Annotated in this window: 23 protein-coding genes; 10 read left to right on the forward strand and 13 right to left on the reverse strand. The window is 60.4% G+C overall.

The features are described 5' to 3' along the window. Positions 1 to 52: 52 nt before the first annotated feature. From ACIOVB_RS10250 to ACIOVB_RS10260, 3 genes are read right to left on the reverse strand one after another with little or no spacing between them, the layout of a single operon-like run. Positions 53 to 220 carry a DUF2474 domain-containing protein gene (locus ACIOVB_RS10250; protein WP_187681201.1) on the reverse strand — a complete coding sequence of 56 codons (168 nt, stop codon included), beginning with the start codon at positions 218 to 220 and terminating at the stop codon, positions 53 to 55. Positions 221 to 277: 57 nt separating this feature from the next. After that, positions 278 to 1,285, reverse strand: coding sequence for a cytochrome d ubiquinol oxidase subunit II (gene cydB, locus ACIOVB_RS10255; protein ID WP_401267283.1), 1,008 nt, complete (start codon positions 1,283 to 1,285; stop codon positions 278 to 280). Positions 1,286 to 1,288: 3 nt separating this feature from the next. Next, positions 1,289 to 2,731, reverse strand: coding sequence for a cytochrome ubiquinol oxidase subunit I (locus ACIOVB_RS10260; RefSeq protein ID WP_401267284.1), 1,443 nt, complete (start codon positions 2,729 to 2,731; stop codon positions 1,289 to 1,291). Positions 2,732 to 3,161: 430 nt separating this feature from the next. Between ACIOVB_RS10260 and ACIOVB_RS10265 the strand changes: the two genes are divergently transcribed. Then, positions 3,162 to 4,400 (forward strand): MFS transporter, encoded by a 1,239-nt coding sequence (locus ACIOVB_RS10265; RefSeq protein ID WP_401267287.1) that lies wholly within the window; start codon positions 3,162 to 3,164, stop codon positions 4,398 to 4,400. Between the two features lie 6 nt (positions 4,401 to 4,406). Here the strand turns inward: ACIOVB_RS10265 and ACIOVB_RS10270 are convergent, their stop codons facing one another. Then, positions 4,407 to 4,958, reverse strand: a complete 552-nt coding sequence (locus ACIOVB_RS10270; RefSeq protein WP_401267290.1) for a DJ-1 family glyoxalase III — start codon at positions 4,956 to 4,958, stop codon at positions 4,407 to 4,409. A gap of 67 nt (positions 4,959 to 5,025) precedes the next feature. Beyond that, positions 5,026 to 5,472 carry a DUF4879 domain-containing protein gene (locus ACIOVB_RS10275; RefSeq protein WP_187681205.1) on the reverse strand — a complete coding sequence of 149 codons (447 nt, stop codon included), beginning with the start codon at positions 5,470 to 5,472 and terminating at the stop codon, positions 5,026 to 5,028. Between the two features lie 222 nt (positions 5,473 to 5,694). On the opposite strand from ACIOVB_RS10275, the gene ACIOVB_RS10280 reads away from it, so the two are divergent. From ACIOVB_RS10280 to ACIOVB_RS10295, 4 genes are all read left to right on the forward strand, one after another. Beyond that, positions 5,695 to 6,990, forward strand: coding sequence for an NCS2 family permease (locus tag ACIOVB_RS10280; protein WP_401267293.1), 1,296 nt, complete (start codon positions 5,695 to 5,697; stop codon positions 6,988 to 6,990). Further along, positions 6,987 to 8,066, forward strand: coding sequence for a tRNA (uridine(54)-C5)-methyltransferase TrmA (trmA, locus tag ACIOVB_RS10285; protein WP_187681207.1), 1,080 nt, complete (start codon positions 6,987 to 6,989; stop codon positions 8,064 to 8,066). The genes ACIOVB_RS10280 and trmA overlap by 4 nt, the downstream gene beginning before the upstream one ends. A 196-nt stretch (positions 8,067 to 8,262) precedes the next feature. After that, positions 8,263 to 8,712 (forward strand): type II 3-dehydroquinate dehydratase, encoded by a 450-nt coding sequence (aroQ, locus tag ACIOVB_RS10290; protein ID WP_187681208.1) that lies wholly within the window; start codon positions 8,263 to 8,265, stop codon positions 8,710 to 8,712. After that, positions 8,709 to 9,563, forward strand: a complete 855-nt coding sequence (locus ACIOVB_RS10295; RefSeq protein ID WP_401267296.1) for a shikimate dehydrogenase — start codon at positions 8,709 to 8,711, stop codon at positions 9,561 to 9,563. The genes aroQ and ACIOVB_RS10295 overlap by 4 nt, the downstream gene beginning before the upstream one ends. A 32-nt stretch (positions 9,564 to 9,595) precedes the next feature. On the opposite strand, the gene ACIOVB_RS10300 is transcribed toward ACIOVB_RS10295, so the two are convergent. Both ACIOVB_RS10300 and quiC read right to left on the reverse strand, forming a co-directional pair. Further along, positions 9,596 to 10,273 (reverse strand): TetR family transcriptional regulator, encoded by a 678-nt coding sequence (locus ACIOVB_RS10300; RefSeq protein ID WP_187681210.1) that lies wholly within the window; start codon positions 10,271 to 10,273, stop codon positions 9,596 to 9,598. A 102-nt stretch (positions 10,274 to 10,375) separates the two neighbouring features. Next, complete coding sequence (quiC, locus tag ACIOVB_RS10305; protein WP_187681211.1) at positions 10,376 to 12,277, reverse strand: 3-dehydroshikimate dehydratase QuiC; 1,902 nt, start codon at positions 12,275 to 12,277, stop codon at positions 10,376 to 10,378. Between the two features lie 271 nt (positions 12,278 to 12,548). Between quiC and ACIOVB_RS10310 the strand changes: the two genes are divergently transcribed. Continuing rightward, entirely contained in the window at positions 12,549 to 13,886 is a 1,338-nt protein-coding gene (locus ACIOVB_RS10310) for an MFS transporter (protein ID WP_187681212.1), read from the forward strand. Positions 13,887 to 13,928: 42 nt separating this feature from the next. On the opposite strand, the gene ACIOVB_RS10315 is transcribed toward ACIOVB_RS10310, so the two are convergent. Next, positions 13,929 to 14,807 carry a DMT family transporter gene (locus ACIOVB_RS10315; RefSeq protein WP_401267301.1) on the reverse strand — a complete coding sequence of 293 codons (879 nt, stop codon included), beginning with the start codon at positions 14,805 to 14,807 and terminating at the stop codon, positions 13,929 to 13,931. A 152-nt stretch (positions 14,808 to 14,959) separates the two neighbouring features. Then, positions 14,960 to 15,736, reverse strand: a complete 777-nt coding sequence (locus ACIOVB_RS10320; protein WP_401267303.1) for an IclR family transcriptional regulator — start codon at positions 15,734 to 15,736, stop codon at positions 14,960 to 14,962. Positions 15,737 to 15,965: 229 nt separating this feature from the next. Between ACIOVB_RS10320 and ACIOVB_RS10325 the strand changes: the two genes are divergently transcribed. Next, positions 15,966 to 16,853, forward strand: a complete 888-nt coding sequence (locus tag ACIOVB_RS10325; protein WP_187680933.1) for a neutral zinc metallopeptidase — start codon at positions 15,966 to 15,968, stop codon at positions 16,851 to 16,853. Next, positions 16,854 to 17,804 carry an alpha/beta hydrolase gene (locus ACIOVB_RS10330; protein WP_401267307.1) on the forward strand — a complete coding sequence of 317 codons (951 nt, stop codon included), beginning with the start codon at positions 16,854 to 16,856 and terminating at the stop codon, positions 17,802 to 17,804. Positions 17,805 to 17,824: 20 nt separating this feature from the next. Here the strand turns inward: ACIOVB_RS10330 and ACIOVB_RS10335 are convergent, their stop codons facing one another. The 3 genes from ACIOVB_RS10335 to ACIOVB_RS10345 all read right to left on the reverse strand — a co-directional run bounded on the left by ACIOVB_RS10335 (position 17,825) and on the right by ACIOVB_RS10345 (position 19,963). Then, on the reverse strand, positions 17,825 to 18,418 hold the full coding sequence (locus tag ACIOVB_RS10335; protein WP_401267309.1) for an HAD family hydrolase: 594 nt from the start codon (positions 18,416 to 18,418) through the stop codon (positions 17,825 to 17,827). Further along, positions 18,415 to 19,284 (reverse strand): acyl-CoA thioesterase II, encoded by an 870-nt coding sequence (gene tesB / locus ACIOVB_RS10340; protein WP_187680936.1) that lies wholly within the window; start codon positions 19,282 to 19,284, stop codon positions 18,415 to 18,417. Before tesB ends, ACIOVB_RS10335 begins: the two co-directional genes overlap by 4 nt. Positions 19,285 to 19,393: 109 nt before the next feature. Next, positions 19,394 to 19,963, reverse strand: a complete 570-nt coding sequence (locus tag ACIOVB_RS10345; protein ID WP_187680937.1) for a GNAT family N-acetyltransferase — start codon at positions 19,961 to 19,963, stop codon at positions 19,394 to 19,396. 82 nt (positions 19,964 to 20,045) lie between these two features. On the opposite strand from ACIOVB_RS10345, the gene ACIOVB_RS10350 reads away from it, so the two are divergent. Both ACIOVB_RS10350 and ACIOVB_RS10355 read left to right on the forward strand, forming a co-directional pair. Next, entirely contained in the window at positions 20,046 to 20,966 is a 921-nt protein-coding gene (locus tag ACIOVB_RS10350) for a histone deacetylase (protein ID WP_401267313.1), read from the forward strand. A 175-nt stretch (positions 20,967 to 21,141) separates the two neighbouring features. Beyond that, positions 21,142 to 22,386: a TIGR03862 family flavoprotein gene (locus ACIOVB_RS10355; RefSeq protein ID WP_401267315.1), complete on the forward strand. Its 1,245-nt coding sequence runs from the start codon at positions 21,142 to 21,144 to the stop codon at positions 22,384 to 22,386. 107 nt (positions 22,387 to 22,493) lie between these two features. Here ACIOVB_RS10355 and ACIOVB_RS10360 read toward each other — a convergent pair whose 3' ends face one another. Next, positions 22,494 to 23,831 (reverse strand): DEAD/DEAH box helicase, encoded by a 1,338-nt coding sequence (locus ACIOVB_RS10360; protein ID WP_401267318.1) that lies wholly within the window; start codon positions 23,829 to 23,831, stop codon positions 22,494 to 22,496. Positions 23,832 to 23,868 lie beyond the last annotated feature (37 nt).

Raw genomic sequence — 23,868 nt, forward strand, 5'->3', positions numbered from 1 at the left:
CTCCATCAGGAGGGTTACAAATCCGTACCCGAAGGCGCCGGGACGGAGTGATTCAGTGAGTGGTCAGGCCTGCGGCGTTCATGAACATGCGCATCAGGCTGGCGATGATAAACAGCGCGCCGACGCTACCAACCCAGATCATCGCTAACCAGCCGAGCCGCTGCCACAGCGGCTTTTTTTCAGCTTCTTCAATATCGTTCAGGGAATGTTTGCCGGTCATTGCTTCATCCTCCGTTTGAGGGAGATGGCGCTGCGGGCAGCGCCATCGTGATCACGCCTAGTGATAACCGTCTTCATGGGTGACCTTGCCGCGGAACACGTAGTAGCTCCAGAAGGTGTAACCCAGAATGAACGGGATGATGAACAGCGTGCCTACCAGCATGAAGCCCTGACTTTGCGGCGGTGCGGCGGCGTCCCAGATCGAGATCGACGGCGGCACAATGTTCGGCCACAGGCTGATACCCAGACCGCTGTAGCCGAGAAAAATCAGCACCAGGGTCAGCAGGAACGGCATGTAGTTGGCATTGCGCGCCACGGCACGGATCAAACCGTACATCGTCACCATCACCAGAATCGGTACCGGCATGAACCAGAACAGATTCGGCATGCTGAACCAGCGTGTCGCGATGTCCGGGTGCGCCAGTGGTGTCCAGATACTGACGATACCGATCACGGCCAGCAGCACGAATGCCAGCGGCCTTGCCAGGTTATGCATCTGTTCCTGAAGCTTGCCTTCGGTCTTCATGATCAGCCAGGTGCAACCGAGCAAGGCATAAGCCACCACGAGCGCAGCGCCGCAGAACATCGTGAACGGTGTCAGCCAGTCCAGTGATCCGCCGGCAAACTGTCGATTGACCACCGGCAAACCATCGATGAATGCGCCGAGCGCCACGCCCTGGAAGAACGTCGCCGCCACCGAACCGCCGATGAATGCCTTGTCCCACAGGTGACGCTTGTCGTCCTTGGCCTTGAAGCGAAACTCGAATGCCACGCCGCGAAAAATCAAACCGATCAGCATGAAAATCAACGGCAGGTACAGCGCCGAGAGCACCACCGAATAGGCCAGCGGAAAGGCGCCGAACAACGCCGCACCGCCCAGCACCAGCCACGTTTCATTACCGTCCCAGACCGGGGCGACGGTGTTCATCATCACGTCACGGTCGGTCTTGCCCGGAATGAACGGGAAGAGAATCCCGATCCCGAGGTCGAAGCCGTCCATGACCACGTACATCATGATGCCGAAGATGATAATCACGGCCCAGATCAGCGGAAGATCAATACCCATGAGTCAAATCTCCTTGGTCAGGCTGGGAGCATCGTGATCGGCATCGGCCGTATCGTCCGCAGCGGACAGCGGACGGGCCGGCGTGCGTTGCTTGCCTGGCCCCCCTTCTGGCGTTTCTGCGCCTTCGCTGATCTTCGGCCCTTTGCGCACCAGACGCATCATGTAGCCCAGGCCTGCACCGAACAGGGCGAAATACACCACGACGAACATGATCAGCGTGATGCTCATCTGCACGAAGCTGTGATTGGACGACGCATCCGCCGTGCGCATCAGCCCGTAGACCACCCACGGCTGACGGCCGATTTCCGTGGTGAACCAGCCGGCGAGAATCGCGATCAACCCGGACGGCCCCATCCACAACGCCAGATACAGGAACGGACGTGAGGTGTAGAGGGTGTCGCGTTTACGCAGCCACAAGCTCCACAGACCGGTGAAGATCATCAGGAAACCCAGACCGACCATGATCCGGAACGACCAGAACACGATGGTCGAGTTCGGCCGGTCTTCGGGTGGAAAATCCTTGAGCGCCGGCACTTGCTTGTCCAGCGAGTGGGTCAGGATCAGGCTGCCGAGGTACGGGATCTCCACGGCGAATTTGGTTTTCTCTTCCTTCATGTCCGGCCAGCCGAACAGGATCAGCGGCGTGGGTTCGTCACCCTTGTTTTCCCAGTGGCCTTCGATGGCGGCGATTTTTGCCGGTTGATGCTTGAGGGTGTTGAGGCCATGGAAGTCGCCGATGACGGCCTGGATCGGCGCGACGATCAATGCCATCCACATCGCCATCGACAGCATGGTGCGTATCGCCGGGTTGTCCTTGCCGCGCAACAGGTGCCAGGCCGCCGAGGAGCCGACGAAGAATGCCGTGGCCACGAACGCGGCAGTCGCCATGTGCATCAGGCGGTACGGGAACGACGGGTTAAAGATGATGGCCAGCCAGTCGGTGGGAATGACTTGGCCGTTAACGATTTCGAAGCCCTGCGGGGTTTGCATCCAACTATTGGAAGCGAGAATCCAGAACGTCGAGATCAATGTGCCGATCGCCACCATCACCGTGGAGAAAAAGTGCAGGCCGCGTCCGACCTTGTTCCAGCCAAACAGCATCACCCCGAGGAAACCCGCCTCGAGGAAGAACGCCGTGAGCACCTCATAGGTCAGCAAAGGCCCCGTGACGGCACCGGCGAAGTCCGAGAAGCGGCTCCAGTTGGTGCCGAACTGGTAGGACATAACCAGACCGGAGACCACGCCCATGCCGAAGTTGACGGCAAAGATCTTCGACCAGAAATGGTAGAGGTCACGGTAGGTGTCGTTATGAGTTTTCAGCCACAAGCCTTCGAGCACCGCCAGGTAGCTCGCCAGGCCAATGGTGATGGCCGGGAACAGGATGTGAAATGAGACGGTAAACGCGAACTGAATTCGGGCGAGATCGAGTGCCTCTAAACCGAACATAAGTCTTCCTCTGTCAGGTAATACCGGCTGCGGGGCTTGTGACCCCTACGCCTACTGCCCCCACGGATATGGAGTGCGGCGAATTCTGATTCGTTCTTTTTTAACAACCATCGCAACGCAGGGAGTCTGGCCATCGGGCCGCCGGATCAATTCCGTTAGAGGCCTTGATCTGGATCAAGCAACGTTGAAAGAGTAGTCCCATTTCAGACGAAGAACCGCGTGGTCGTTTGCCGCGTGACAAGTTGCCTCACGGTTACGGCAATGCTCTGAAGTACATGCCATGTGGCGAAACGGCGTGCTCCCTTGTCGCAGGGAGTTGGGGGCGCGGGGATAATCGATGTCTGGCTAACTAAATTTTTTTTCATAGCAACTTCCTGTTACAGACTGGTGATAACCTCGCGGTTCCCCCTCGAACCAGACCTGCCTCCAGATGCCCAGCCAAGAGCCCCTGCTGTTACGTCACCATCGTCCGTTTCTTGCGTTCTGGCTGGCCCGGATTTTCACCGCCAGCGGGTTCCAGATGCTCACTGTGGCGATTGGCTGGAACCTGTATCAGTTGACCGGCAACGTGCTCGACCTGGGCCTGGTGGGTCTTGTCGAGTTCGCACCGCGCGTGCTGTTCATGCTGCACACCGGGCATGTCGCCGACCGCTATGACCGGCGCAGGGTCGCAGCGATCTGTCAGTCGTTGCAGGCCTTGATCGCTCTGGCGCTGGCCATTGGCAGCGCCACCGATCACGTCACCCGGGAAATGATCTTCATCCTCGCCTTCCTGCTGGGTGCGGCGCGCTCGTTCGAAATGCCGACCACACAGGCGCTGCTGCCGAGCATCGTGCCCGCGTCGCTGTTCCCGCGCGCAGTCGCGGCCGCGCAATCGGCGCAACAGTCGGCGACCATCGTCGCCCCGGCACTCGGCGGTTTGCTTTATGCGTTCGGCAGCGTCTGGGTGTATGGCCCGACGGTGCTGCTTTATGTGATTGCCTGCTCGCTGATGCTCAACCTGCCCGCTCGGCAGACCCCGTTGAATAAAGGAAAAGCCACGCTGGATTCGTTGCTGGCGGGGATTCGTTTCATTCGCAGCCGTCCGGACATTCTCGGGGCGATCTCTCTGGATCTGTTCGCGGTGCTGCTTGGTGGCGCCACCGCGTTGCTGCCGGTATTCGCCAAAGACATATTGCTGACCGGGCCGTGGGGCCTCGGCCTGCTGCGCTCGGCGCCAGCGGTCGGCGCGCTGGGGATGTCACTGTTCCTCGCGCGGTTTGCCGTGGAGCGCAATGTCGGCCGGGTGATGTTCACCGCGGTGGGCATATTCGGCGTCGCCACCATCGCTTTCGGCCTGTCGACTTCGCTCTGGTTCTCGCTGGCCGTGCTGGTGGTGCTCGGTGCGGCGGACATGATCAGCATGGTGATCCGCGCCTCCTTCGTCCAACTGGAAACCCCGGACGAAATGCGCGGCCGGGTCAGTGCGGTGAACGGCCTGTTCATCGGCGCCTCGAACCAGTTGGGCGAATTCGAATCCGGCCTCACCGCCCACTGGTTCGGCACCGTGCCGGCAGTGGTAATGGGCGGAGTCGGTACGCTGGTGGTGACGGGGACGTGGATCAAACTGTTCCCGACATTGGCCAAACGGGATCGGATGACGGAGTTGGTGGAAGAGGCGAAGGTTTAGCGCTCGTCAGACCAACAACTCCCCCCCCACTTTCGCCCTTAATGCCTTGCCCCCAAGTTGTTCCACCAGCGCCAGAGCAAATTCCAGCACGGCACCAGAACCCTGGGCGGTGATGCAGTTGCCATCAACCACCACCGGCTGATCGACAAACGTACAGCCCGACAATTGATGACTGGCGCTCGGTAAACACGTCATGCGCCGCTGGCGCAAAACGCCGAAGGCTTGCAGGGCGACTGCCGGGGCTTCGGCGATGGCGGCGAACAGGCGTCCGGCGCTGGCCTGATCCTTGAGCACTTGTTGCAGCGGCTGATGCGCCGCCAGGTGTTGTGAACCGACAGCGCCGCCGGGCAGGACGATCAGGTCGAACGTCTGTGCCAGCACATCGATCAGCATGCCGTCGGCGGTCAGGCGGGTGCCGCGGGCACAGGTCAGCATGCGCCGACCTTCGATGCTGGCCGCCATCACTTCGATGCCGGCGCGACGCAATACGTCGATCAGGGTCACGCTTTGCAGATCATCGATGCCCTCGGCGAGGGTAATCAGGGCTCTAAAGGTCATGGGCGCTATCCGCTGAGTGATCTTCAAAGCGTAGTCAGCTTTACCCGGCCTCGTTCGGTCGTCGCCGTTACTTGATGTAAAGCTGCGTCGACATCCTGTTGCCCGGCGCGTTGATGGACATGTTGGTAAAGGTGAAGATACCGTCCTGCTTGCCAGCCAGGTCGAGCACATACAGATAGCCCACGGTTTTCTTGCCGACCGTGCACTCGGTCAGATTGCCGTTATCAAAAGCGCAGACCGGGGTTCGCGTGCCGTTCACCTCAAAACCGTCCAACGCTACGTGCGCCTCGCGACCGTAGCCGACCTCCAGCACGTAAACCTTGATATTCGGGCCGCTGTGGTCGCAACGCGTCTGTTCCTGACCTTCAGCGATGTCTTCGAAGCCGCAGCTCGGTGACTCGACTTTCAACACCTTTAACTGAGTTAACGGTGGGGCCGACGCAGCCCAGGCGCCAGACGCCCCGCCCATCAGAACGGCCAGTAAGCCGAATGTCTTCAACCAGCGCTTGCTCATGCGTTACCCATCCCCCAAAAATCAGCGCGCAGTATGGCGCAGTTGGCCCCAACGCAAAACTTCGACGACGATCGACACCTACAACCGCCATATTCCTCACGCTGCTGGTATGATGCGCGGCTTTTTCCGGCCCACCACAATTTCTCAGGCGCTTGCGACGGTCTGTGCTTTGCTGTTGAGGTCGATACATTCACGGCGCCATGCGCGCCACGGGGAGCAGACATGCTGGAAAGGCTGTTTCAACTCAAGGCACACAACACCAACGTGCGGACCGAGATTCTCGCGGGCATCACGACTTTCCTGGCCATGGCCTACATTCTGTTCGTCAACCCGAGCATCCTCGGCGAGACCGGCATGGACAAGGGCGCGGTGTTTGTCGCTACCTGTCTGGCAGCCGCCATCGGTTCCACGGTCATGGGCCTGATCGCCAACTACCCGATCGCCCTCGCACCGGGCATGGGCCTGAACGCCTTCTTCACTTACACCGTCGTGCTGCACATGGGCCACACCTGGCAAGTGGCGTTGGGCGCGGTGTTCATCTCGGCCGTGTGCTTCTTCCTGCTGTCGATCTTCCGCATCCGTGAATGGATCATCAGCAGCATCCCGCTGCCGCTGCGTTCGGCGATTGCAGCCGGTATCGGCCTGTTCCTGGCGCTGATCGCCCTGCATAACGCCGGCATTGTGGTCAGCAATTCGGCGACCATGGTCGGCCTCGGTGAGCTGAGAGCTCCGGCACCGATCCTCGCCACCCTCGGTTTCGCCCTGATCGTTGCCCTCGAAGCGCTGAAAGTACGCGGTGCGGTCCTGATCGGCATTCTGGCGGTGACCATCGTATCCATCGCCTTTGGCTTCACCGCGTTCAATGGCGTGACGTCGATGCCACCTTCGCTGGCCCCGACCTTCCTGCAGCTGGACATCATGGGTGCACTGGACATCGGTCTGGTCAGCGTGATCTTCGCCTTCCTGTTCGTCGACCTGTTCGACAACTCCGGCACCCTGATCGGCGTCGCCAAGCGCGCCGGCCTGATGGGCAAGGACGGCCACATGCCGAAAATGGGCCGTGCGCTGATCGCCGACAGCACCGCCGCCATGGCCGGCTCGCTGCTGGGCACCTCGACCACCACCAGCTACATCGAATCTGCTGCGGGCGTGAGTGCTGGCGGCCGTACCGGTCTGACAGCTGTGGTCGTCGCGATTCTGTTCCTGCTGGCGTTGTTCTTCTCGCCACTGGCGGCCAGCGTTCCGGCTTTTGCCACCGCACCGGCACTGCTGTTCGTCGCCGTCTTGATGATGTCGGGCCTGGCAGAAATAGAATGGGACGACATCACCGTCGCCGCACCGGTCGTGGTGACCGCGCTGGCCATGCCGTTCACGTATTCGATCGCCAACGGCATCGCGTTCGGCTTCATCGCCTGGACCGCGATCAAACTGCTGTCCGGTCGCGCCCGTGAGCTGAACCCGGCGCTGGTGATTCTGTCGATTCTGTTCGTGATCAAGTTGGGTTGGTTCAACGCATGACTTTCGATTCCCAAGCCTACGCCGCACAGCTCGAAGACAAGGTCACGCGCCTGCGTGACCTGCTGGCCCCGTTCGATGCGCCCGAGCCGAGCGTATTCGACTCGCCACTGCAGAACTTCCGTCTGCGCGCCGAATTCCGCCTGTGGCGCGAGGCCGGTGAGCGTCATTACGCGATGTTCTCTCAGGACGACAAACGCACGCCGATCCTGATCGAAGAGTTCCCGATCGCCAGCCTGCGCATCAATCAACTGATGCCGCAGCTCAAGGCGGCGTGGCAGGCCAGCGCGGCGTTGAGCCACAAGCTGTTTCAGGTGGAGTTTCTGACCACCCTGGCTGGCGACGCGATGATCACCCTGTGCTACCACCGTCCGCTGGACGAGCACTGGCATGCGGCAGCGACCAAGCTGTCGGCAGATCTCGGGGTCAGCATCATCGGCCGCTCCAAGGGCAAACGCGAAGTGCTCGGCCAAGACTATGTAGTGGAGAAGCTTGAAGTCGGCGGCCGCACGTTCAGCTATCGCCAGCCGGAAGGTGCCTTCACCCAGCCCAACGGCACCGTAAACCAAAAGATGTTGAACTGGGCTTACGAAGCATTGGGCGATCGCACTGACGATTTGCTGGAGCTGTACTGCGGCAACGGCAACTTCACCCTGCCGCTCGCGACCCGCGTACGCAAAGTGCTGGCCACCGAAATCAGCAAGACTTCGGTCAACGCCGCACTGAGCAACCTCAGCGAAAACGCTGTGGATAACGTCACGCTGGTGCGTTTGTCCGCCGAAGAACTGACCGAAGCCCTCAACGAAGTGCGCCCATTCCGTCGCCTGCACGGCATCGACCTCAAGAGCTACGAGTTCGGCAGCGTGTTCGTCGACCCGCCGCGTGCCGGCATGGACCCTGACACCTGCGAGCTGACCCGGCGCTTTGACAACATCCTCTACATCTCCTGCAACCCGGAAACCCTGGCGGCCAACATCGCCCAGTTGCACGACACGCACCGCATTACCCAGTGCGCGCTGTTCGACCAGTTCCCGTGGACGCATCACATGGAGTCGGGCGTGTTGCTGACCCGCCGTTGATTGCTGTTGCCAGATACGAAGAAGCCGTCGTGAATGACGGCTTTTTTGTGGGCGCTTGTTTCAGGTTGTGCGATCACCGAACAAAAAACGCTAAGGCCGACGCCGTTCAATTGACCGATGTAACCATCTAGTACATTTTATCTCCACAGGCCGAAACTCATGGCCCAAGCCAAAAACAAGAAGTGGAGTTACCCCCATGCCCCCTATCGTTCTGGTGCTCAACGGCCCGAACCTGAACCTGCTTGGCACCCGTGAGCCCGCCACTTACGGCCATGAAACCCTGGCGGATATCTCTGCCCTGTGCGGTCGCGCAGGCGAAGAATTCGGCCTGGCCGTGGAATTTCGCCAGACCAACCACGAAGGCGAACTGCTCGACTGGATTCACGCCGCTCGCGGTCGTTGCGCCGGGATTGTCATCAACCCGGCAGCCTGGACGCACACCTCGGTGGCGATTCGCGACGCGCTGGTGGCCAGTGAGTTGCCGGTGATCGAAGTGCATCTGTCCAACGTCCACGCCCGCGAGCCGTTCCGTCATCACTCGTTTGTCTCGGCCATCGCCACGGCGGTGATGTGCGGGTTTGGCAGCCATGGCTATCGTCTGGCCCTGGAACACTTGAGCCAGCGGCTGAAGGGGCAAGCAGCATGAGCCGCAAAAACGTGATACTGGCCGGGCTGATCGGTGCCGGCATTCAGGCCTCCCGCACGCCGGCGCTGCATGAGCACGAAGGCGACGCCCAGGGCTTGCGATATCTGTATCGGCTGATCGACCTGGATCAACTGCAACTGGACACCCATGCCCTGCCCGACTTGTTGCTGGCGGCCGAGCGCATGAACTACACCGGGCTGAACATCACCTTCCCCTGCAAGCAGGCGATTATCCCGCTGCTCGACGAACTGTCACCCGAAGCCCGCGGCATCGGCGCGGTCAATACCGTGGTGCTCAAGGACGGCAAACGCGTCGGCCACAACACCGACTGCCTGGGTTTTGCCGAGGGTTTTCGTCGCGGCTTGAAGGACGCGGCCCGTGAGCGTGTAGTCCAGATGGGCGCTGGTGGTGCAGGCGCGGCAGTGGCCCACGCGCTATTGAGCGAAGGCGTACAAAGGCTGAGCATTTTCGACGTGGACAGTGATCGCGCCGAGCATCTGGCGAACAACCTCAATGAGCATTTCGGCTTTGGCCGCGCAGTGGCCGGGCAGGATTTGCCGAGCGCACTGAATCAGGCAGACGGCTTGGTGAACACCACACCGATGGGCATGGCCAAACTGCCGGGCATGCCGGTGCCGGTCGAGTTGCTGCGCAAGGAATTGTGGGTGGCAGAGATCGTGTACTTCCCACTGGAAACCGAACTGCTGCGCAACGCCCGCGCCATAGGTTGCCGGACGCTGGATGGGGGCAACATGGCAGTGTTTCAGGCGGTGAAGGCGTTTGAGTTGTTCAGTGGCGTGGTGCCGGATGCGCAGCGCATGCTTGCGCACTTCCAAAGCATGAATGGCTAGCCAAATGAGGGGGCTTGCCCCCTCGTCTCATGTCAGGCCTGCAAGTAACGCAACACCGACTCGCAGATCATCTCGCGATGACGCTGCTTGATGCTCTCGTCCGGCAGATCAATCTGAAAAATCTCACCGAATGTGTGGCGGTTCGACACGCGATAGAAGCTGAACGAGCTGATCAGCAAATGCACGTCCAGCGCGTTGAGCCCGCTGCGGAAAACGCCTTCTTCGGCGCCCCGACGCAAAATCTCGCCGAGTGAATCGAGGATGGTGTTGTTCATCGCCTTGATCGCATCGGAACGTTTCACGAATTCGGCGTTGTGGATGTTCTCGATGCAGACAATGCGCACGAAATCGACGTTGCGGTCGTGATGATCGAAAGTGAACTCCACCAGCCGCCGGATCGCTACCACTGGCGACAGCTCGGCAAGGTGCAGACGGCTTTCCGTGTTACGAATATCGCCGTAGAGCTTTTCCAGCACCTCGACGTACAGCTGCTCCTTACTGCCGAAGTAGTAATAGATCATGCGTTTGGAGGTGTGGATGCGTTCGGCGATCGCGTCGACGCGCGCGCCGGACAATCCTTGCTGGACGAACTCGACGATCGCCTCCTGCAGGATGTTCTCGCGGGTCTTTTCCGGATTGTTCTTGCGACTCTTGCGCGGCTCAACGGCGGGCTCGACGGGGGCTGCGGGGAGTTCTGAAGTCATTGTCATTGCGGGCTCACGGCCATCACTGCACAGGCTGGCGATTATGGGCTGCGCGGCACGGTGAAGGAAGCCGCGCGACCCGTGTTTAATCCCGCGCTTACGAATTTCCTACAACTTCGCCTGACGGACGGCGCCACTGCGTGATTTGGCCATCGCCGCCAGCCGCACCGCGACGTTCGCCGCGCCGTATCCGGCATAGCCGTTTTTACGCTGGATGATCTCGAAGAAGAACCGCCCCTCAAACGGCTCGGTGTAAACGTGAAACAACTCACCACCCTGGGCGTCACGGTCATAGAGCACGTTGTAATACGCCAGCTCACTGAGGAACTCGTCGTCGAAGTCAAAACGCGCGGCAAGGTCGTCGTAATAGTTGAGCGGAATATCCAGCAGCGGCACGCCGGCCTCTTTGGCTCGGCTGACTTCGGCGAAGATATCGTCACAATCGAAGGCGATGTGATGCACGCCGGAGCCGCGGTAACTCGACAGCGCATGGGAAATCGCGGTGTTGCGGTTCTCGGAAATGTTCAGCGGCAAACGGATCGAGCTGTCACGACTGCGCAGCGCGCGGCTTTTCACCAGACCATAGGGGTCGGGCAGCACCACTTCGTCATCGGCCTCGAAATCCAGCAGGCTCTTGTAGAACAGCACCCAACTGTCGAGGCTATCCGCCGGCAGCGCCATGGCCATGTGATCGATACGCTTGAGGCCACCGCGCACCTGCGCGTCTGGCAGCAGATTGAAGTCGGTGCCATACACATCAGCCGCCTCATCCACCAGATAAATCAGGCTGCCATCCGGCGCGCGCACTGCCGCCAGTTCCAATTCGTTAGGACCGACCAGACCGCGATAAGGCTGGCCCTTGTAGGCAACGGCACGCGCCAGAGCACTCGCGCTGTCCTTGACCCGCACGGCGGTGGCACACAGCGACGGGCCATGTGCTTCGAAAAAGCTGTGTGCAAACGAATAGGGTTCAGCGTTGAGGATCAGGTTGATATCACCCTGGCGCAGCAGGCTCACACTCTTGGAGCGATGTTGCCCGGCCTTGACGAACCCCAGGCGTTCCAGCCAGTTCGACAACTTGGCGCCGAGGCTTTCATCGACAGCGAATTCGAGAAACTCGATGCCGTTGTACTCGCTGGCCTTCGGCGTTTCGAAAAGGATTTCGCGGTTGGCCACGGGGGCCGCTTCCTGCTCCAGACGCTGACGGGTTTTCTCTTCCAGATAGAGCAGCGAGCGCAAGCCGTCTGCCGCATTGGCCCGTGGCGGTGCGGCGCGGAAGCCATCGTTGAAGATCTCCAGCGACAGCGGCCCGGTGTAGCCACTCTTGATGATCGGCGCGAGGAACCCCGCAAGATCAAACTCGCCCTGCCCCGGGAAGCAGCGAAAATGCCGACTCCACTCCAGAACATCCATCGCCAGAATCGGCGCATCGGCCATTTGCACGAAGAAAATCTTGTCGCCGGGAATCTCGGCAATGGCACGCGGATCGCCCTTGAGCGATAGCGTATGGAAGCTGTCGAGCAGCACGCCGAGGCTTGGGTGATCGGCCTGACGCACGATGTCCCAAACCTGTTGATACGTATTGACGTGACGGCCCCAGGCCAGTGCTTCATAGCCAATGCGCAAGCCACGGGCGCCGGCATGTTCAGCCAGCAAGCGCAGGTCATCGATGAGTATTTGCTGATCGCCGACGCTGTCCGCCGAAGCGTTGCTGCACACCAGCACCAGATCGGTGCCCAGTTCCTGCATCAGGTCGAACTTGCGCTCGGCCCGCTCCAGATTGCGCGCCAGCCGATCACGGCGGCAGCCTTCAAAATCGCGGAACGGCTGAAACAGGGTGATGGCAATCCCGAGATCGGCGCACATCTGTTTAATTTCACGTGGACTGCCGTCGTAGTACAGAAGGTCGTTCTCGAAAATCTCCACCCCGTCGAACCCGGCGGCGGCGATGGCTTCGAGTTTTTCCGGCAGGGTGCCGCTCAAGGAAACGGTGGCAATGGAACGCTGCATGTTTCAACTCCCGGACTGCGCCGCTTTGTTGCGGGGGACCATTTTTGTCGTGGGGTAAATTATTGGCTGCATCACTTCGCGCAGCAATTTAAAGTGTACTACCCGGTTAGTTTTGCGTGCGATTATCGAACACAATGCCGTTTTGACGAATTGACGATTTTTCGTCCACTGCCCAACATCGACCGCACATTGAGTCCGGGCCTGAACCACCGGTCGCAGCGTGCAAACCAAAAAGCACACCAAATAAAAAATCCAAAAACGGGTGGAACACATGATTCCTTCACAGACTTCCCGCATGGCTCCGGCCATGAGCACTGCCACGGGTGGCATCGGCGACAAGATCCGCGGCGCCATGGCTGTCGGCAAGACCCGTTGGGGCATGCTGGCGCTGGTGTTTTTCGCCACCACCCTGAACTACATCGACCGCGCCGCCCTCGGCGTCATGCAGCCCATCCTCGCCAAGGAAATGAGCTGGACGGCGATGGATTACGCCAACATCAACTTCTGGTTTCAGGTCGGCTACGCCATTGGTTTCGTGCTGCAAGGGCGACTGATCGACCGGGTCGGCGTCAAGCGCGTGTTCTTCTGCGCCGTGCTGCTCTGGAGCCTGGCCACGGGTGCCCACGGCCTGGCGACATCGGCGGTCGGCTTCATGGTCTGCCGTTTCGTCCTCGGCCTGACCGAAGCGGCGAACTATCCCGCTTGTGTGAAAACCACGCGTCTGTGGTTCCCGGCGGGTGAACGCGCCGTCGCCACCGGCATCTTCAACGCCGGCACCAACGTCGGTGCCATGTTCACGCCGATGTTGCTGCCGCTGGTTCTTCATGTGTGGGGCTGGCAGGCCGCGTTCCTGTGCATGGCGGCGCTGGGCGGGATCTGGTTGTTGTTCTGGGGCCTGAAGTATTACAACCCGGAAGATCACCCGAGCGTGAAACAGTCCGAGCTGGATTACATCCAGCAGGAAGTCGAACCGGAGCAGGCCCGCGTGCCGTTCTCGAAAATCCTGCGGATGCGCGGGACCTGGGCCTTCGCCCTCGCCTACTCGCTGACCGCACCGGTGTTCTGGTTCTACCTGTACTGGCTGCCGCCGTTTCTCAATCAGCAATACAACCTGGGCATCAACGTGACCCAGATGGGTATCCCGCTGATCATCATCTACGTCACCGCCGACTTTGGCAGCGTGGGTGGCGGCATTCTGTCCTCGTTCCTGATCGGTCGCGGGATGAACGCGATCAAGGCGCGGTTGCTGTCGATGTTCCTGTTCGCCTGCTGCATTATCGGTGTGGTCATGGCTGCCGGCTCCGCGAACCTGTGGGTTGCGGTGGCTGCTATTTCCCTGGCGATCGGTGCGCACCAGGCATGGACGGCGAACATCTGGAGCCTGGTGATGGACTACACGCCCAAGCACATGATGAGCACGGTGTTCGGTTTCGGCGGCATGTGCGCGGCGATCGGCGGGATGTTCATGACTCAGATCGTCGGCCACATCCTCACCGTCACCAACAACAACTACACCGTGTTGTTCACCCTGATTCCGGCGATGTACTTCATTGCGCTGACGTGGATGTACTTCATGGCACCGCGCAAGATTCCGACCGTTACCGAGTAACCTGCCCACAAACACCGGCCTGATTTCAGGCCGGCTGTCTTTTCAGCGGCGACTTTGCTGCCACGCCGCCGCCAACCCGCTGCAACAGATCACCGCAATCCCGATCATCGTCAACAGACTCGGCGTGTGGTTGAACAGCAGCCAGCCCAACAACCCCGCAAACACAATCTGGCAATAACCGAACGGCGCCAGCAACGCCGGCGCGGCATGGCGGAACGCCTGAGTCAGAAACAAATGCGCGGTCATCCCGCAACTGCCCAGTGCCAGCATCAGCCCGGCGTGAGTCAGCGTCGGCACCTGCCAGAAGAACGGCACCAGCGCACTCATCACCAACGTGTTGCACAACCCGGCAAAGAAGTTGCTGGTGGTCGGGCTGTCGACTTCGGCGAGCTTGCGAGTCAGCAGTTGATAGAAGCAGAAAAACAGTGCCGAGCAGAAGGGCAGCAACACCGCCGGCGTGAACAGTTCACCGCCCGGATGGACGATGATCAGCACACCGACAAAGCCGCAAATCACCGCAATCCATTGGCCGCGCGTCACCCGTTCCTTCAGCAGTGGTACCGACAACGCCGTCACCAAAACCGGCGCCAGAAAGTTAACCGCCGTGGCTTCCGCCAGCGGGATGTACAAAAGTGCCGTGGTGAAGAACAGACTTGTGCCAAGCAGACACAGTGCGCGGGTCAACTGCCATAAAGGCTTTTTGGTGCGCAGGACGCGCAACCCGGAACGCGGCAGAAAAATCCCCGCCATCAACAAGGTGTGCACGACATACCGCGCCCACACCACCATCACGATCGGATAGAACCCCGACAGATACTTCGACAGTGCGTCATGGCTGGAGAACAGGAAGGTCGCCACGACAATCAGCAAGATCCCCTTGAAGGGTTGGTTAACTCCGGAAAGTGGGGTGCTGACAGTCATTGGCTATCTCTGAAGAAAACAAGCTGAGGAAAAAGCCTCAAGCAACAATCTAGAACCTGGTTCCAGATTACGACACCCGACAACCATAAAAGTGTGCGAACAGCGCACAGTTTTACAAGCGAGCAGGTGCAGAGGGCCCAAGTGAACACAAGTTAGACGAACAGCTCCGAAGCCAGACTCGCCGCCGACAACTCTTCAGTGAATTTCAACAGTAACGGTGCCAGTTCGTGCAGCCTCGCCCCCGGCATCCGCGCACTCGGCCCGGCGATGCTCAGCACACCGATCACCCGTCCATCAGCGGGATGGCGCACAACCGCCGCAATTGCCGCAGTCCCCACCGCCGAACTTTCTTCGACGCAAGCATACCCTTGCTCCCGGGCGACCCGCAGACGCTCGAGCAATTCGATATTGGAGCGCGGCGCATTCGGCCCGATATCCGCCGGCACCTCGGCGCCCTGACGTTCAACCAGCGACAACGCCTCAGCATCGCTCATGCACGCCAGCCACGCATGGCCCGACGCGGTGTAGAACAGCGGCGCATCGCGGCCCATGTCCGGGTCGTAACGCAAACCGCTGCGCGCGCCCTGAGCCTTGGCGATCCAGGTCTGGCGCTCGCCGTCGATAACCCCAAGTCGAATTAGCTCGCCGGTTTCCTGAGCCAAGCGGTCAAGAACCGGTTGCACGATATCGGCGCCGCTGCTCGACAGGTAACGAAAACCCATCGCCACCAGTTTGGTCGACACGTGATACCGCAAGGTCTCCGGGTTCTGCCTTACATAACCCAGTCGGGTCAGCTCGGCGAGCAAGCGGTGAGTCGCACTTTTCGGGATGTCGATCTGCTCGGCGAGCGTTTGCAGCGCTAACCCGCGCGGCTCACTGGTGAGGTTTTCCAGCACGCTGAAAACCCTTTCGATCTGACTGCCGGCCATGATGAGATCCCACTGAAATTTGGCAGATTCTAAAATACATTCAGCACAACGCAAAATCTGGAACCATCTGATAATTTCACAAAAACCTTTATGGAATGGAATTCACCGAACGCTACAGGTTCTTACCCGTCAACCTGCCTGACGGCGTACGAATAGACGGACGATCGGACTGGCGCCACACTCACACACCAGCAACACTCATCACCACGATTAGAGAGAGGATTCCCACATGCTATGGAAAAAAGGCCGACGCAGTGACAACGTCGTCGATGCCCGTGGTGATGATGCTGGCGGTGGCGGCGGCATGCGCTTTGGTGGCGGCAAGGGGCTTAGCATCGGGGCCATCCTGTTGATCGTCGGCATTGGCTGGATCACCGGCCAGGATCCATTGCAGATCCTCGGGCAACTCACCGGGCAGATGACCGAGCAATCGGCACCCACCTCGCAAACCCGCCAGGCGCCGCCGGCCAATGATGAGCAGGCAGAGTTTGTCCGCTCGATCCTTGGCGACACCGAAGACACCTGGGGCGCGATTTTCCAGCAGGCCGACCGGCAATATAAGGACCCGACCCTGGTGCTGTTCAGCAATCGGGTCAACTCGGCGTGTGGTCTGGCCACCTCGGCCACCGGGCCGTTTTACTGCCCGGCGGATCAGAAGGTTTATCTGGACATGGCGTTCTTCCAGGAGATGTCGCAACGCTTCAAGGCGGCCGGCGACTTCGCCCAGGCCTACGTGATCGCGCACGAAGTCGGACACCATGTGCAGACGCTTCTCGGTGTCTCGGCGAAAATTCAGACAGCCCGCCAGCAAGGTCGGCAGATGGAAGGTGACGGTGGCTTGCTGGTACGTCAGGAGTTGCAGGCCGATTGCCTTGCCGGCGTCTGGGCCTACAGCGCACAGAAGCGTTTGAACTGGCTGGAACCCGGCGATATAGAAGAAGCCTTGAACGCCGCCAACGCCATCGGTGATGATCGCCTGCAACAACAGGGTCAGGGCCGTGTGGTGCCGGACTCGTTTACCCACGGTACGTCGGCGCAAAGGGTGCGCTGGTTCAAAACCGGATTCGCGCAGGGCCAGGTCGGCCAGTGCGACACCTTCGCGGCGAAAAACCTGTAAATGCATAAATGGCTTTTGGCTTTACTGATCTTTGGCAGCACAGCGCAAGCGGCCGGTGTCGACGCGATCAGCTCCGGGCGCCTGCAACTGAAGGCCGGGGAAATGGCGGTGGGCATAGGACCTGCGCCAGAGAAAATCGAGCGCGTGCTGATCGTCATTCACGGTCGCCTGCGCAACGCCGAGACGTATCGCAAGAGCGCCGAAAGCGCAGCCGAGATGGCCGGCCAAACCGCACACACACTGGTGATCGCGCCGCAGTTTCTCAATGAAAGTGATGTGGCCCTGTACTCGTTGCCCGCCACGGTGTTGCGCTGGAAAGGCAACGAGTGGATGGGTGGCGGTTTTTCAACAGGGCCGAATCCGTTGAGCTCCTACGCGGCACTGGACGAAATCGTCGCCCGAGTCACCGATCGCAAGCAGTTTCCGGACGTGAAGCAGATAGTGATTTTCGGCCACTCCGGTGGCGGGCAAGTGGTGCAACGTTATGCCCTGCTCGCCAAGGATCAGCCGGCACTGAAGGCCAACGGCATCCGCCTGCGTTACGTGGTGGCCAATCCTTCTTCCTACGCGTATTTCAATGAGCAGCGGCCCGTGGCGTTCGATCACGCCAAGTGCATGGGTTTCAATCGCTGGAAGTACGGTCTGTCAGACATGCCGGTGTACGCCGGTGGGCAAACGCCGTTGCAGCTTGAAAGCAGTTACATCAAACGCGAGGTGATTTATCTGCTTGGGCAGCAAGACATCGATCCGCAGCACCCGGCGCTGGACAAGGGCTGTGAGGCTGAGGCGCAAGGGGCTTATCGTTTGATACGCGGCAAACTGTTTTTCGGCTATTTGCTGCGCCGTCACCCGGAAGGGGTGAATCAGCGGCTGGTGGAAGTGCCCGGGGTCGGGCATAACGGCGATGGGATGTTGACGTCGCCGGAGGGGCAGAAAGCGTTGTTCGAATAGAAGGCTGCGATCTTTTGATCTTAGGCCAACAGCATCCGCCGCAACTCGACACAATCCTGCGCATGCCAATCCGTCAGCTCCGGCCACGGGTTATCCGGCAGATTCACCAACACCGTCCGCGCCCCCGCCGCTCGCCCGCAATCCAGATCAAAGCGGTAATCGCCGACCATCACCATCTCGCTGGCCGGTACCGCCCAGGCTTCTGCCAACTTGAGCAACCCACCCGGATGCGGCTTGGGCGGCGCTTCATCACGGCCCAGCACATCTTCCACCGCAAAGCAGTCGGCCAGGCCAATCGCTTCGAGCGTCACATGCGCCAATTCCCGCGCATTGCGGGTAAGAATGCCGAGGCGATAACCGCGCGAATGCAGATCACGCACCAGTTCCACCGCCCCGGTGGCCGGCGTCGAGCCGAGCGCCAGATCGCGCTCGTGCTCCAGCAACCACGCATGTTTCTCTGCTGATTCATCCGCCGGCAACGCGGCGAGATGAGTGAGGATGTCGTCCTCCGGCGGAATCGCCAACGCCACACGAATCGCCGCGAAGTCATGCACGGCGACCGTCAGGGTGCCATCCATGTCGAACACCCAGTGCTTCACATCGGCCAGGCTCATGCCCAATCCTTGCGATGACGGATCAAGCCTTCCTGGGTCACCGACGCCACCAGTTGCCCGGCGCGGTTGAACACGCTGCCACGGGAAAACCCGCGAGAATTGCCGGCCCACGGACTGTCCATCGCGTAAAGCAACCAGTCATCGGCGCGCAGATCGTTGTGGAACCACAGCGCGTGATCGAGGCTGGCGACCTGCATGTCTTTCTGCCAGACCGACTTGCCGTGGGGCAGCATCGAAGTGGTCAGCAGGCCGAAGTCCGAGGCGTAGGCCAGCAGGTATTTGTGTAGCGCCGGAATGTCGGCCAGTGCGCCATCGGCGCGGAACCACACGTACTTGATCGGATCCGCCGGTTGCGGGTTGTACGGGTCTTTTTCGGTGACTGGGCGCACTTCGATCGGCTTCGGGCACAGCAGTTTTTCGCGCATGTGTTCCGGGATCAGTTGCGCGCGTTGCTGGAAGAGTTCCAGTTCCGACGGCAGGTTTTCCGGGCCGACCACTTGTGGCATCTGAGTCTGATGCACGAAGCCTTCTTCGTCATACTGAAACGAAGCGCTGCAGGTGAAGATCGGATGGCCCTTCTGGATTGCCGTGACGCGACGGGTGCTGAAGCTGCCGCCATCGCGCACGCGGTCAACCGAGTACACCACCGGCAACTTGGCGTCGCCCGGACGCAGGAAATAACCGTGCATCGAATGCACATGGCGCGCTTCTTCAACCGTCTGACTGGCCGCCGACAGCGACTGACCGAGCACCTGACCGCCGAACAACTGACGGAAACCCAAGTCCTGGCTGCGACCACGGAACAGGTTTTCTTCGATCGGTTCCAGGGTCAGCAAATCGACCAGATCTTCCAACACTTGGCTCATTCAGACTCTCCTCACACAAAGCAATGCCGCGCAGTCTTGGCTGCGGCGGGCGATTCAGGTACTGGCACGGGCCAATGATATGGCGGCCATTGTAAACGTCCGTGTCAGCTTATCCATGCAAGGTTTGCAGCCACTGCTCCCGGGTAATCCGATACAGCACATGTCTTCTTAACGGGTGATCGACGGCAAGCTTGGGGTGATCAAAGTCATCGGCCGGCGCGTGATGCATGCCGATCGCCTGCATGACTTTCTCCGAAGGCAGATTTGATTGCGCAGTGAACGACACGATTTCCTTCAGGGCCAATCGATCAAACCCGCAACGCAGAGCGGTCCAAGCCGCTTCACTGGCGTAACCCAGGCCCCAATGCTCCTTCGCCAGACGCCAGCCAATCTCCACCGCCGGGGTGAACGGCGCGTCGAAACCGACCACGCCAAGCCCGGTGAAACCGATGAATTCGCCGCTGTCCTTGCGCTCCAGCGCCCACAAGCCGTAGCCGTGTTCGGCAAAATGTCCGCGCACGCGACCGATCAACGCGGCACTTTCCAGCCGGCTCAACGGCTCCGGAAAATAGCGCATCACCTGAGGATCGGCACACATCGCCGCAAATTCCGGCAAATCCTCATCCTGCCACTGACGCATCAGCAGCCGTGCGCTTTCCAGTTCCAGTATCGGCTCCATCGTGCCCCTCCGTTTCCATGCCGCAAGTCTACATCGCTGGTAGGATCCTTCACTCTTTCCTACACGTCTGACAGAAATCGCCATGCCACTGCCGCTGATCTACCACGACGACTACAGCCCGGAGTTTCCTGCGGATCACCGCTTTCCCATGGACAAGTTTCGTCTTCTGCGCGATCACCTGGTCGACAGCGGCTTGACCCGTGACGCCGATCTGCTGCGCCCCGAAATCTGCCCCAACGACATCCTCGCCCTGGCCCATGACCGTAGCTATATCGAACGCTACATGAGCGGCGAGTTGTCCCGCGAAGACCAGCGGCGTCTTGGCCTGCCATGGAACGAAGCACTGGCCCGACGCACGGTGCGCGCGGTGGGTGGTTCGATACTGGCGGCGGAAAAAGCCCTGGAACATGGGTTGGCTTGCCACTTGGCCGGCGGCACCCATCACGCCCACTACGACTACCCGGCGGGGTTCTGCATCTTCAATGACCTGGCGATCATCAGCCAATATCTGCTGCAAAGCGGCCGGGTGAACCGTGTGTTGATCTTTGATTGCGACGTGCATCAGGGCGACGGCACGGCGCGGATTCTGCACAACACCCCGGAGGCGATTACCGTTTCCCTGCACTGCGAGAAGAATTTTCCTGCACGCAAAGCCGAAAGTGACTGGGACATTCCGCTGCCCAAAGGCATGGGCGATGCCGATTATTTGAAGGTCGTGGACGACACACTCAATTATCTGCTGCCCCTGTATCAACCGGATCTGGTGCTGTACGACGCCGGCGTCGATGTGCACAAGGACGACGCCCTCGGTTATCTGCAACTGACCGATGAAGGCGTCGCTGCCCGGGACGAAAGCGTGATGCGCCATTGCCTGGGCCGCGACATCCCGGTGATGGGCGTGATCGGCGGTGGTTACAGCAAGGACCGCCACGCCCTCGCCCGCCGCCACGGCATTCTCCACCACAGCGCGCAGCGCGTCTGGCAGTCACACGGCTGTCATTGAGCTGTGCTGCGTTACCCACAATGGCTGTGGAACGGCCTGTGGATAACCTGAGTGAAAGGGGCTGCAGCCCATACCGAACATGGTGCGCAGCGCGGCGGTTAATTTTTAACCAACCGCTACAAAGATCCCGACTGTTAGAATGCGCGCCTTATCCCGCCATACCGCAGCGCACGCCATGACCCAGAACTCCGCCCCCTCCTCCGCTCACGTCGCCATCATCGGCGGTGGCCCCGCCGGCCTGATGGCCGCCGAAGTGCTGAGCCAGGCCGGAGTCCGCGTCGATCTCTACGACGGCATGCCTTCGGTAGGCCGCAAGTTCCTGCTGGCCGGGGTCGGCGGCATGAACATCACCCACTCCGAAGCCTACCCGGCGTTCCTCTCGCGCTACGCCGAACGCGCGCCGCACATCGCTCCGCTGCTGCGCGGTTTTGATGCCGATGCGCTGTGCCGCTGGATTCATGAGCTGGGCATCGAAACCTTTATCGGCAGCTCTGGCCGCGTGTTCCCCACCGACATGAAAGCCGCCCCTTTGCTGCGCGCCTGGCTCAAGCGTCTGCGCGACAGTGGCGTAGTTATCCACACCCGCCATCGCTGGCTCGGTTGGGATGAACAAGGTGCGTTGCGCATCGACAGCCCGGAAGGCGAGAAATCCATCAACCCCGACGCCACCCTGCTCGCCCTCGGCGGCGGCAGTTGGTCGCGGCTGGGTTCGGACGGCGCGTGGATGTTGCCGCTGGAGCAGCGCGGTGTAGGACTGGCGCCGTTGCAGCCCAGTAATTGCGGCTTTGAAGTGCAGGCCTGGAGCGAATTACTCGTCAGCAAATTCGCCGGCGCGCCGCTGAAAAATATCGCCATCGGCCTGAACGACGATGTACCGCGCTTGGGCGAATGCGTGATCACTGCGACCGGGATTGAGGGCAGTTTGATCTACGCGCTGTCGGCACCGATTCGTGAGGCGATCAACCAGCACGGTTCAGCCACCATTCATATCGACCTGCTGCCGGGCCGACCTGTGGATAAATTGCAGGCAGCATTGAGCAAACCGCGCGGCTCGCGCTCGATGGCCAAGCATCTGCACAGTCAGATCGGGATTGATGGTGTGAAAGCGGCGTTGTTGCGTGAATTGACTGACGCTGCAACCTTTGCCGATCCGGCGCTGCTCGCTCGGGCGATCAAAGCGTTGCCGCTGACACTGATCAAAACCCGCCCGCTGGACGAAGCGATCAGCAGTGCCGGGGGCGTGACGTTCGAGGCGATGGACGAGCGGCTGATGCTCAAGGCGTTGCCGGGGGTGTTCTGCGCAGGTGAGATGCTCGATTGGGAGGCGCCGACGGGGGGCTATTTGCTGACGGGGTGTTTTGCCAGTGGCCGGGCGGCGGGGTTCGGAATGCTGGAGTGGCTTCAGCACAAAACCCTGTAGGAGCTGTCGAGTGAAACGAGGCTGCGATCTTTTGACCTTTAAAAACAAGATCAAAAGATCGCAGCGTGCCGCAGCTCCTACCTGGATAGCGCGCCTTCAGCAGAGGGTTATGGCTTACGCTTACGCGGTCCGGTGTTAAATACCGGCACCTTGCGCACAGGCTTGATCGAAGGCTCCGGCGCCTGCGTCTCGCCGCTGTCGACCCACTTACCGAGATTGCGCTTGCCACCACCGCCGGACGATTTCGGCTTTTTCGGTTTCTTCGGCTTCTTGATCACCTGACCGCTGGCATCGGTATCCGGCACACGGTGTTCAGGTTCGAAGTCCGGTTCGTTCTGACGCTTCAACGTCTGACGCGTGAGCATCTCGATCGCCGAGAGCATGTTCACCTCATCGGCACACACCAGCGAGATCGCCTCGCCCGTCGCACCCGCACGGCCAGTACGGCCGATCCGGTGAATGTAATCTTCGGCCACGATCGGCAGGTCGAAGTTGACCACCAGCGGCAAATCTTCGATGTCCAGACCACGGGCCGCCACGTCGGTGGCCACCAGAATCTGCACTTCGCTGAGTTTGAAACGATCCAGCGCACGCTGGCGTGTCGCTTGCGGCTTGTCGCCATGGATGCCATCGGCGTTGATGCCCAGACCCTGGAGTTTTTCCACCAGCGCATCCACGCCGTTGCGGGTCTTGGCGAATACCAGCACCTGCTTCCACTTGCCTTTGCGCATCAGGTGCACGAACAGTTCGGCCTTGCGCTTCTTGTCCACCGTCACGATCCACTGCTTGACGGTGTTGGCGGCAACGTTGCGCGGGCTGACTTCGATGCTCAGCGGGTCGTTGAGCATTTGCCCGGCCAGCAGGCGGATGTCATCGGAGAAAGTCGCGGAGAACAGCAGGGTCTGGCGCTTTTTCGGCAGCATGCGGTAAATGTTCGCCAGTTCTTCGGAGAAGCCCAGGTCGAGCATACGATCGGCTTCATCCAGCACCAGGGTTTGCAACTGATCGAGTTTCAGCGCGTTCTGGCGGAACAGGTCGATCAGGCGACCAGGCGTGGCGACAAGCACATCGACGCCGCCGCGCAGCTTCATCATTTGCGGGTTGATGCTGACGCCGCCGTAAACCGCATAAGTGCGCAGCGGCAGGTTTTCGGCGTACTGGCGCACGGACTCATGAACCTGCTCGGCCAGCTCGCGGGTCGGCACCAGAATCAGCGCACGCGCCGAATTCGCGGTGACTTTTGGGCCTTCCATAGCCAGCAACTGCAACAACGGCAAGGCGAAACCGGCGGTCTTGCCGGTGCCGGTCTGGGCCGCTGCCATCAGGTCGCGACCGGCCAGAACGGCCGGGATGGCTTGCGCCTGCACCGGCGTCGGGGTCTGGTAGCCGAGCGTCTCGAGGGAGCGCAGCAAGGGTTCGATCAGGCCAAGGGAGGCGAAAGTCATGGGAGTACCGTAGGAAAATTCAGCGCAGTTGTGCGAC

It is taken from the genome of Pseudomonas sp. NPDC087639, assembly GCF_044743385.1.
Taxonomy (GTDB): Bacteria; Pseudomonadota; Gammaproteobacteria; order Pseudomonadales; family Pseudomonadaceae; genus Aquipseudomonas.

Bases quoted from the DNA above. Each gene is read 5' to 3' on its own strand.
- ACIOVB_RS10250 (WP_187681201.1), bottom strand. From the start codon at position 220: ATGACCGGCAAACATTCCCTGAACGATATTGAAGAAGCTGAAAAAAAG.
- cydB (WP_401267283.1), bottom strand. From the start codon at position 1,285: ATGGGTATTGATCTTCCGCTGATCTGGGCCGTGATTATCATCTTCGGC.
- ACIOVB_RS10260 (WP_401267284.1), bottom strand. From the start codon at position 2,731: ATGTTCGGTTTAGAGGCACTCGATCTCGCCCGAATTCAGTTCGCGTTT.
- ACIOVB_RS10265 (WP_401267287.1), top strand. From the start codon at position 3,162: ATGCCCAGCCAAGAGCCCCTGCTGTTACGTCACCATCGTCCGTTTCTT.
- ACIOVB_RS10270 (WP_401267290.1), bottom strand. From the start codon at position 4,958: ATGACCTTTAGAGCCCTGATTACCCTCGCCGAGGGCATCGATGATCTG.
- ACIOVB_RS10275 (WP_187681205.1), bottom strand. From the start codon at position 5,472: ATGAGCAAGCGCTGGTTGAAGACATTCGGCTTACTGGCCGTTCTGATG.
- ACIOVB_RS10280 (WP_401267293.1), top strand. From the start codon at position 5,695: ATGCTGGAAAGGCTGTTTCAACTCAAGGCACACAACACCAACGTGCGG.
- trmA (WP_187681207.1), top strand. From the start codon at position 6,987: ATGACTTTCGATTCCCAAGCCTACGCCGCACAGCTCGAAGACAAGGTC.
- aroQ (WP_187681208.1), top strand. From the start codon at position 8,263: ATGCCCCCTATCGTTCTGGTGCTCAACGGCCCGAACCTGAACCTGCTT.
- ACIOVB_RS10295 (WP_401267296.1), top strand. From the start codon at position 8,709: ATGAGCCGCAAAAACGTGATACTGGCCGGGCTGATCGGTGCCGGCATT.
- ACIOVB_RS10300 (WP_187681210.1), bottom strand. From the start codon at position 10,273: ATGACAATGACTTCAGAACTCCCCGCAGCCCCCGTCGAGCCCGCCGTT.
- quiC (WP_187681211.1), bottom strand. From the start codon at position 12,277: ATGCAGCGTTCCATTGCCACCGTTTCCTTGAGCGGCACCCTGCCGGAA.
- ACIOVB_RS10310 (WP_187681212.1), top strand. From the start codon at position 12,549: ATGATTCCTTCACAGACTTCCCGCATGGCTCCGGCCATGAGCACTGCC.
- ACIOVB_RS10315 (WP_401267301.1), bottom strand. From the start codon at position 14,807: ATGACTGTCAGCACCCCACTTTCCGGAGTTAACCAACCCTTCAAGGGG.
- ACIOVB_RS10320 (WP_401267303.1), bottom strand. From the start codon at position 15,736: ATGGCCGGCAGTCAGATCGAAAGGGTTTTCAGCGTGCTGGAAAACCTC.
- ACIOVB_RS10325 (WP_187680933.1), top strand. From the start codon at position 15,966: ATGCTATGGAAAAAAGGCCGACGCAGTGACAACGTCGTCGATGCCCGT.
- ACIOVB_RS10330 (WP_401267307.1), top strand. From the start codon at position 16,854: ATGCATAAATGGCTTTTGGCTTTACTGATCTTTGGCAGCACAGCGCAA.
- ACIOVB_RS10335 (WP_401267309.1), bottom strand. From the start codon at position 18,418: ATGAGCCTGGCCGATGTGAAGCACTGGGTGTTCGACATGGATGGCACC.
- tesB (WP_187680936.1), bottom strand. From the start codon at position 19,284: ATGAGCCAAGTGTTGGAAGATCTGGTCGATTTGCTGACCCTGGAACCG.
- ACIOVB_RS10345 (WP_187680937.1), bottom strand. From the start codon at position 19,963: ATGGAGCCGATACTGGAACTGGAAAGCGCACGGCTGCTGATGCGTCAG.
- ACIOVB_RS10350 (WP_401267313.1), top strand. From the start codon at position 20,046: ATGCCACTGCCGCTGATCTACCACGACGACTACAGCCCGGAGTTTCCT.
- ACIOVB_RS10355 (WP_401267315.1), top strand. From the start codon at position 21,142: ATGACCCAGAACTCCGCCCCCTCCTCCGCTCACGTCGCCATCATCGGC.
- ACIOVB_RS10360 (WP_401267318.1), bottom strand. From the start codon at position 23,831: ATGACTTTCGCCTCCCTTGGCCTGATCGAACCCTTGCTGCGCTCCCTC.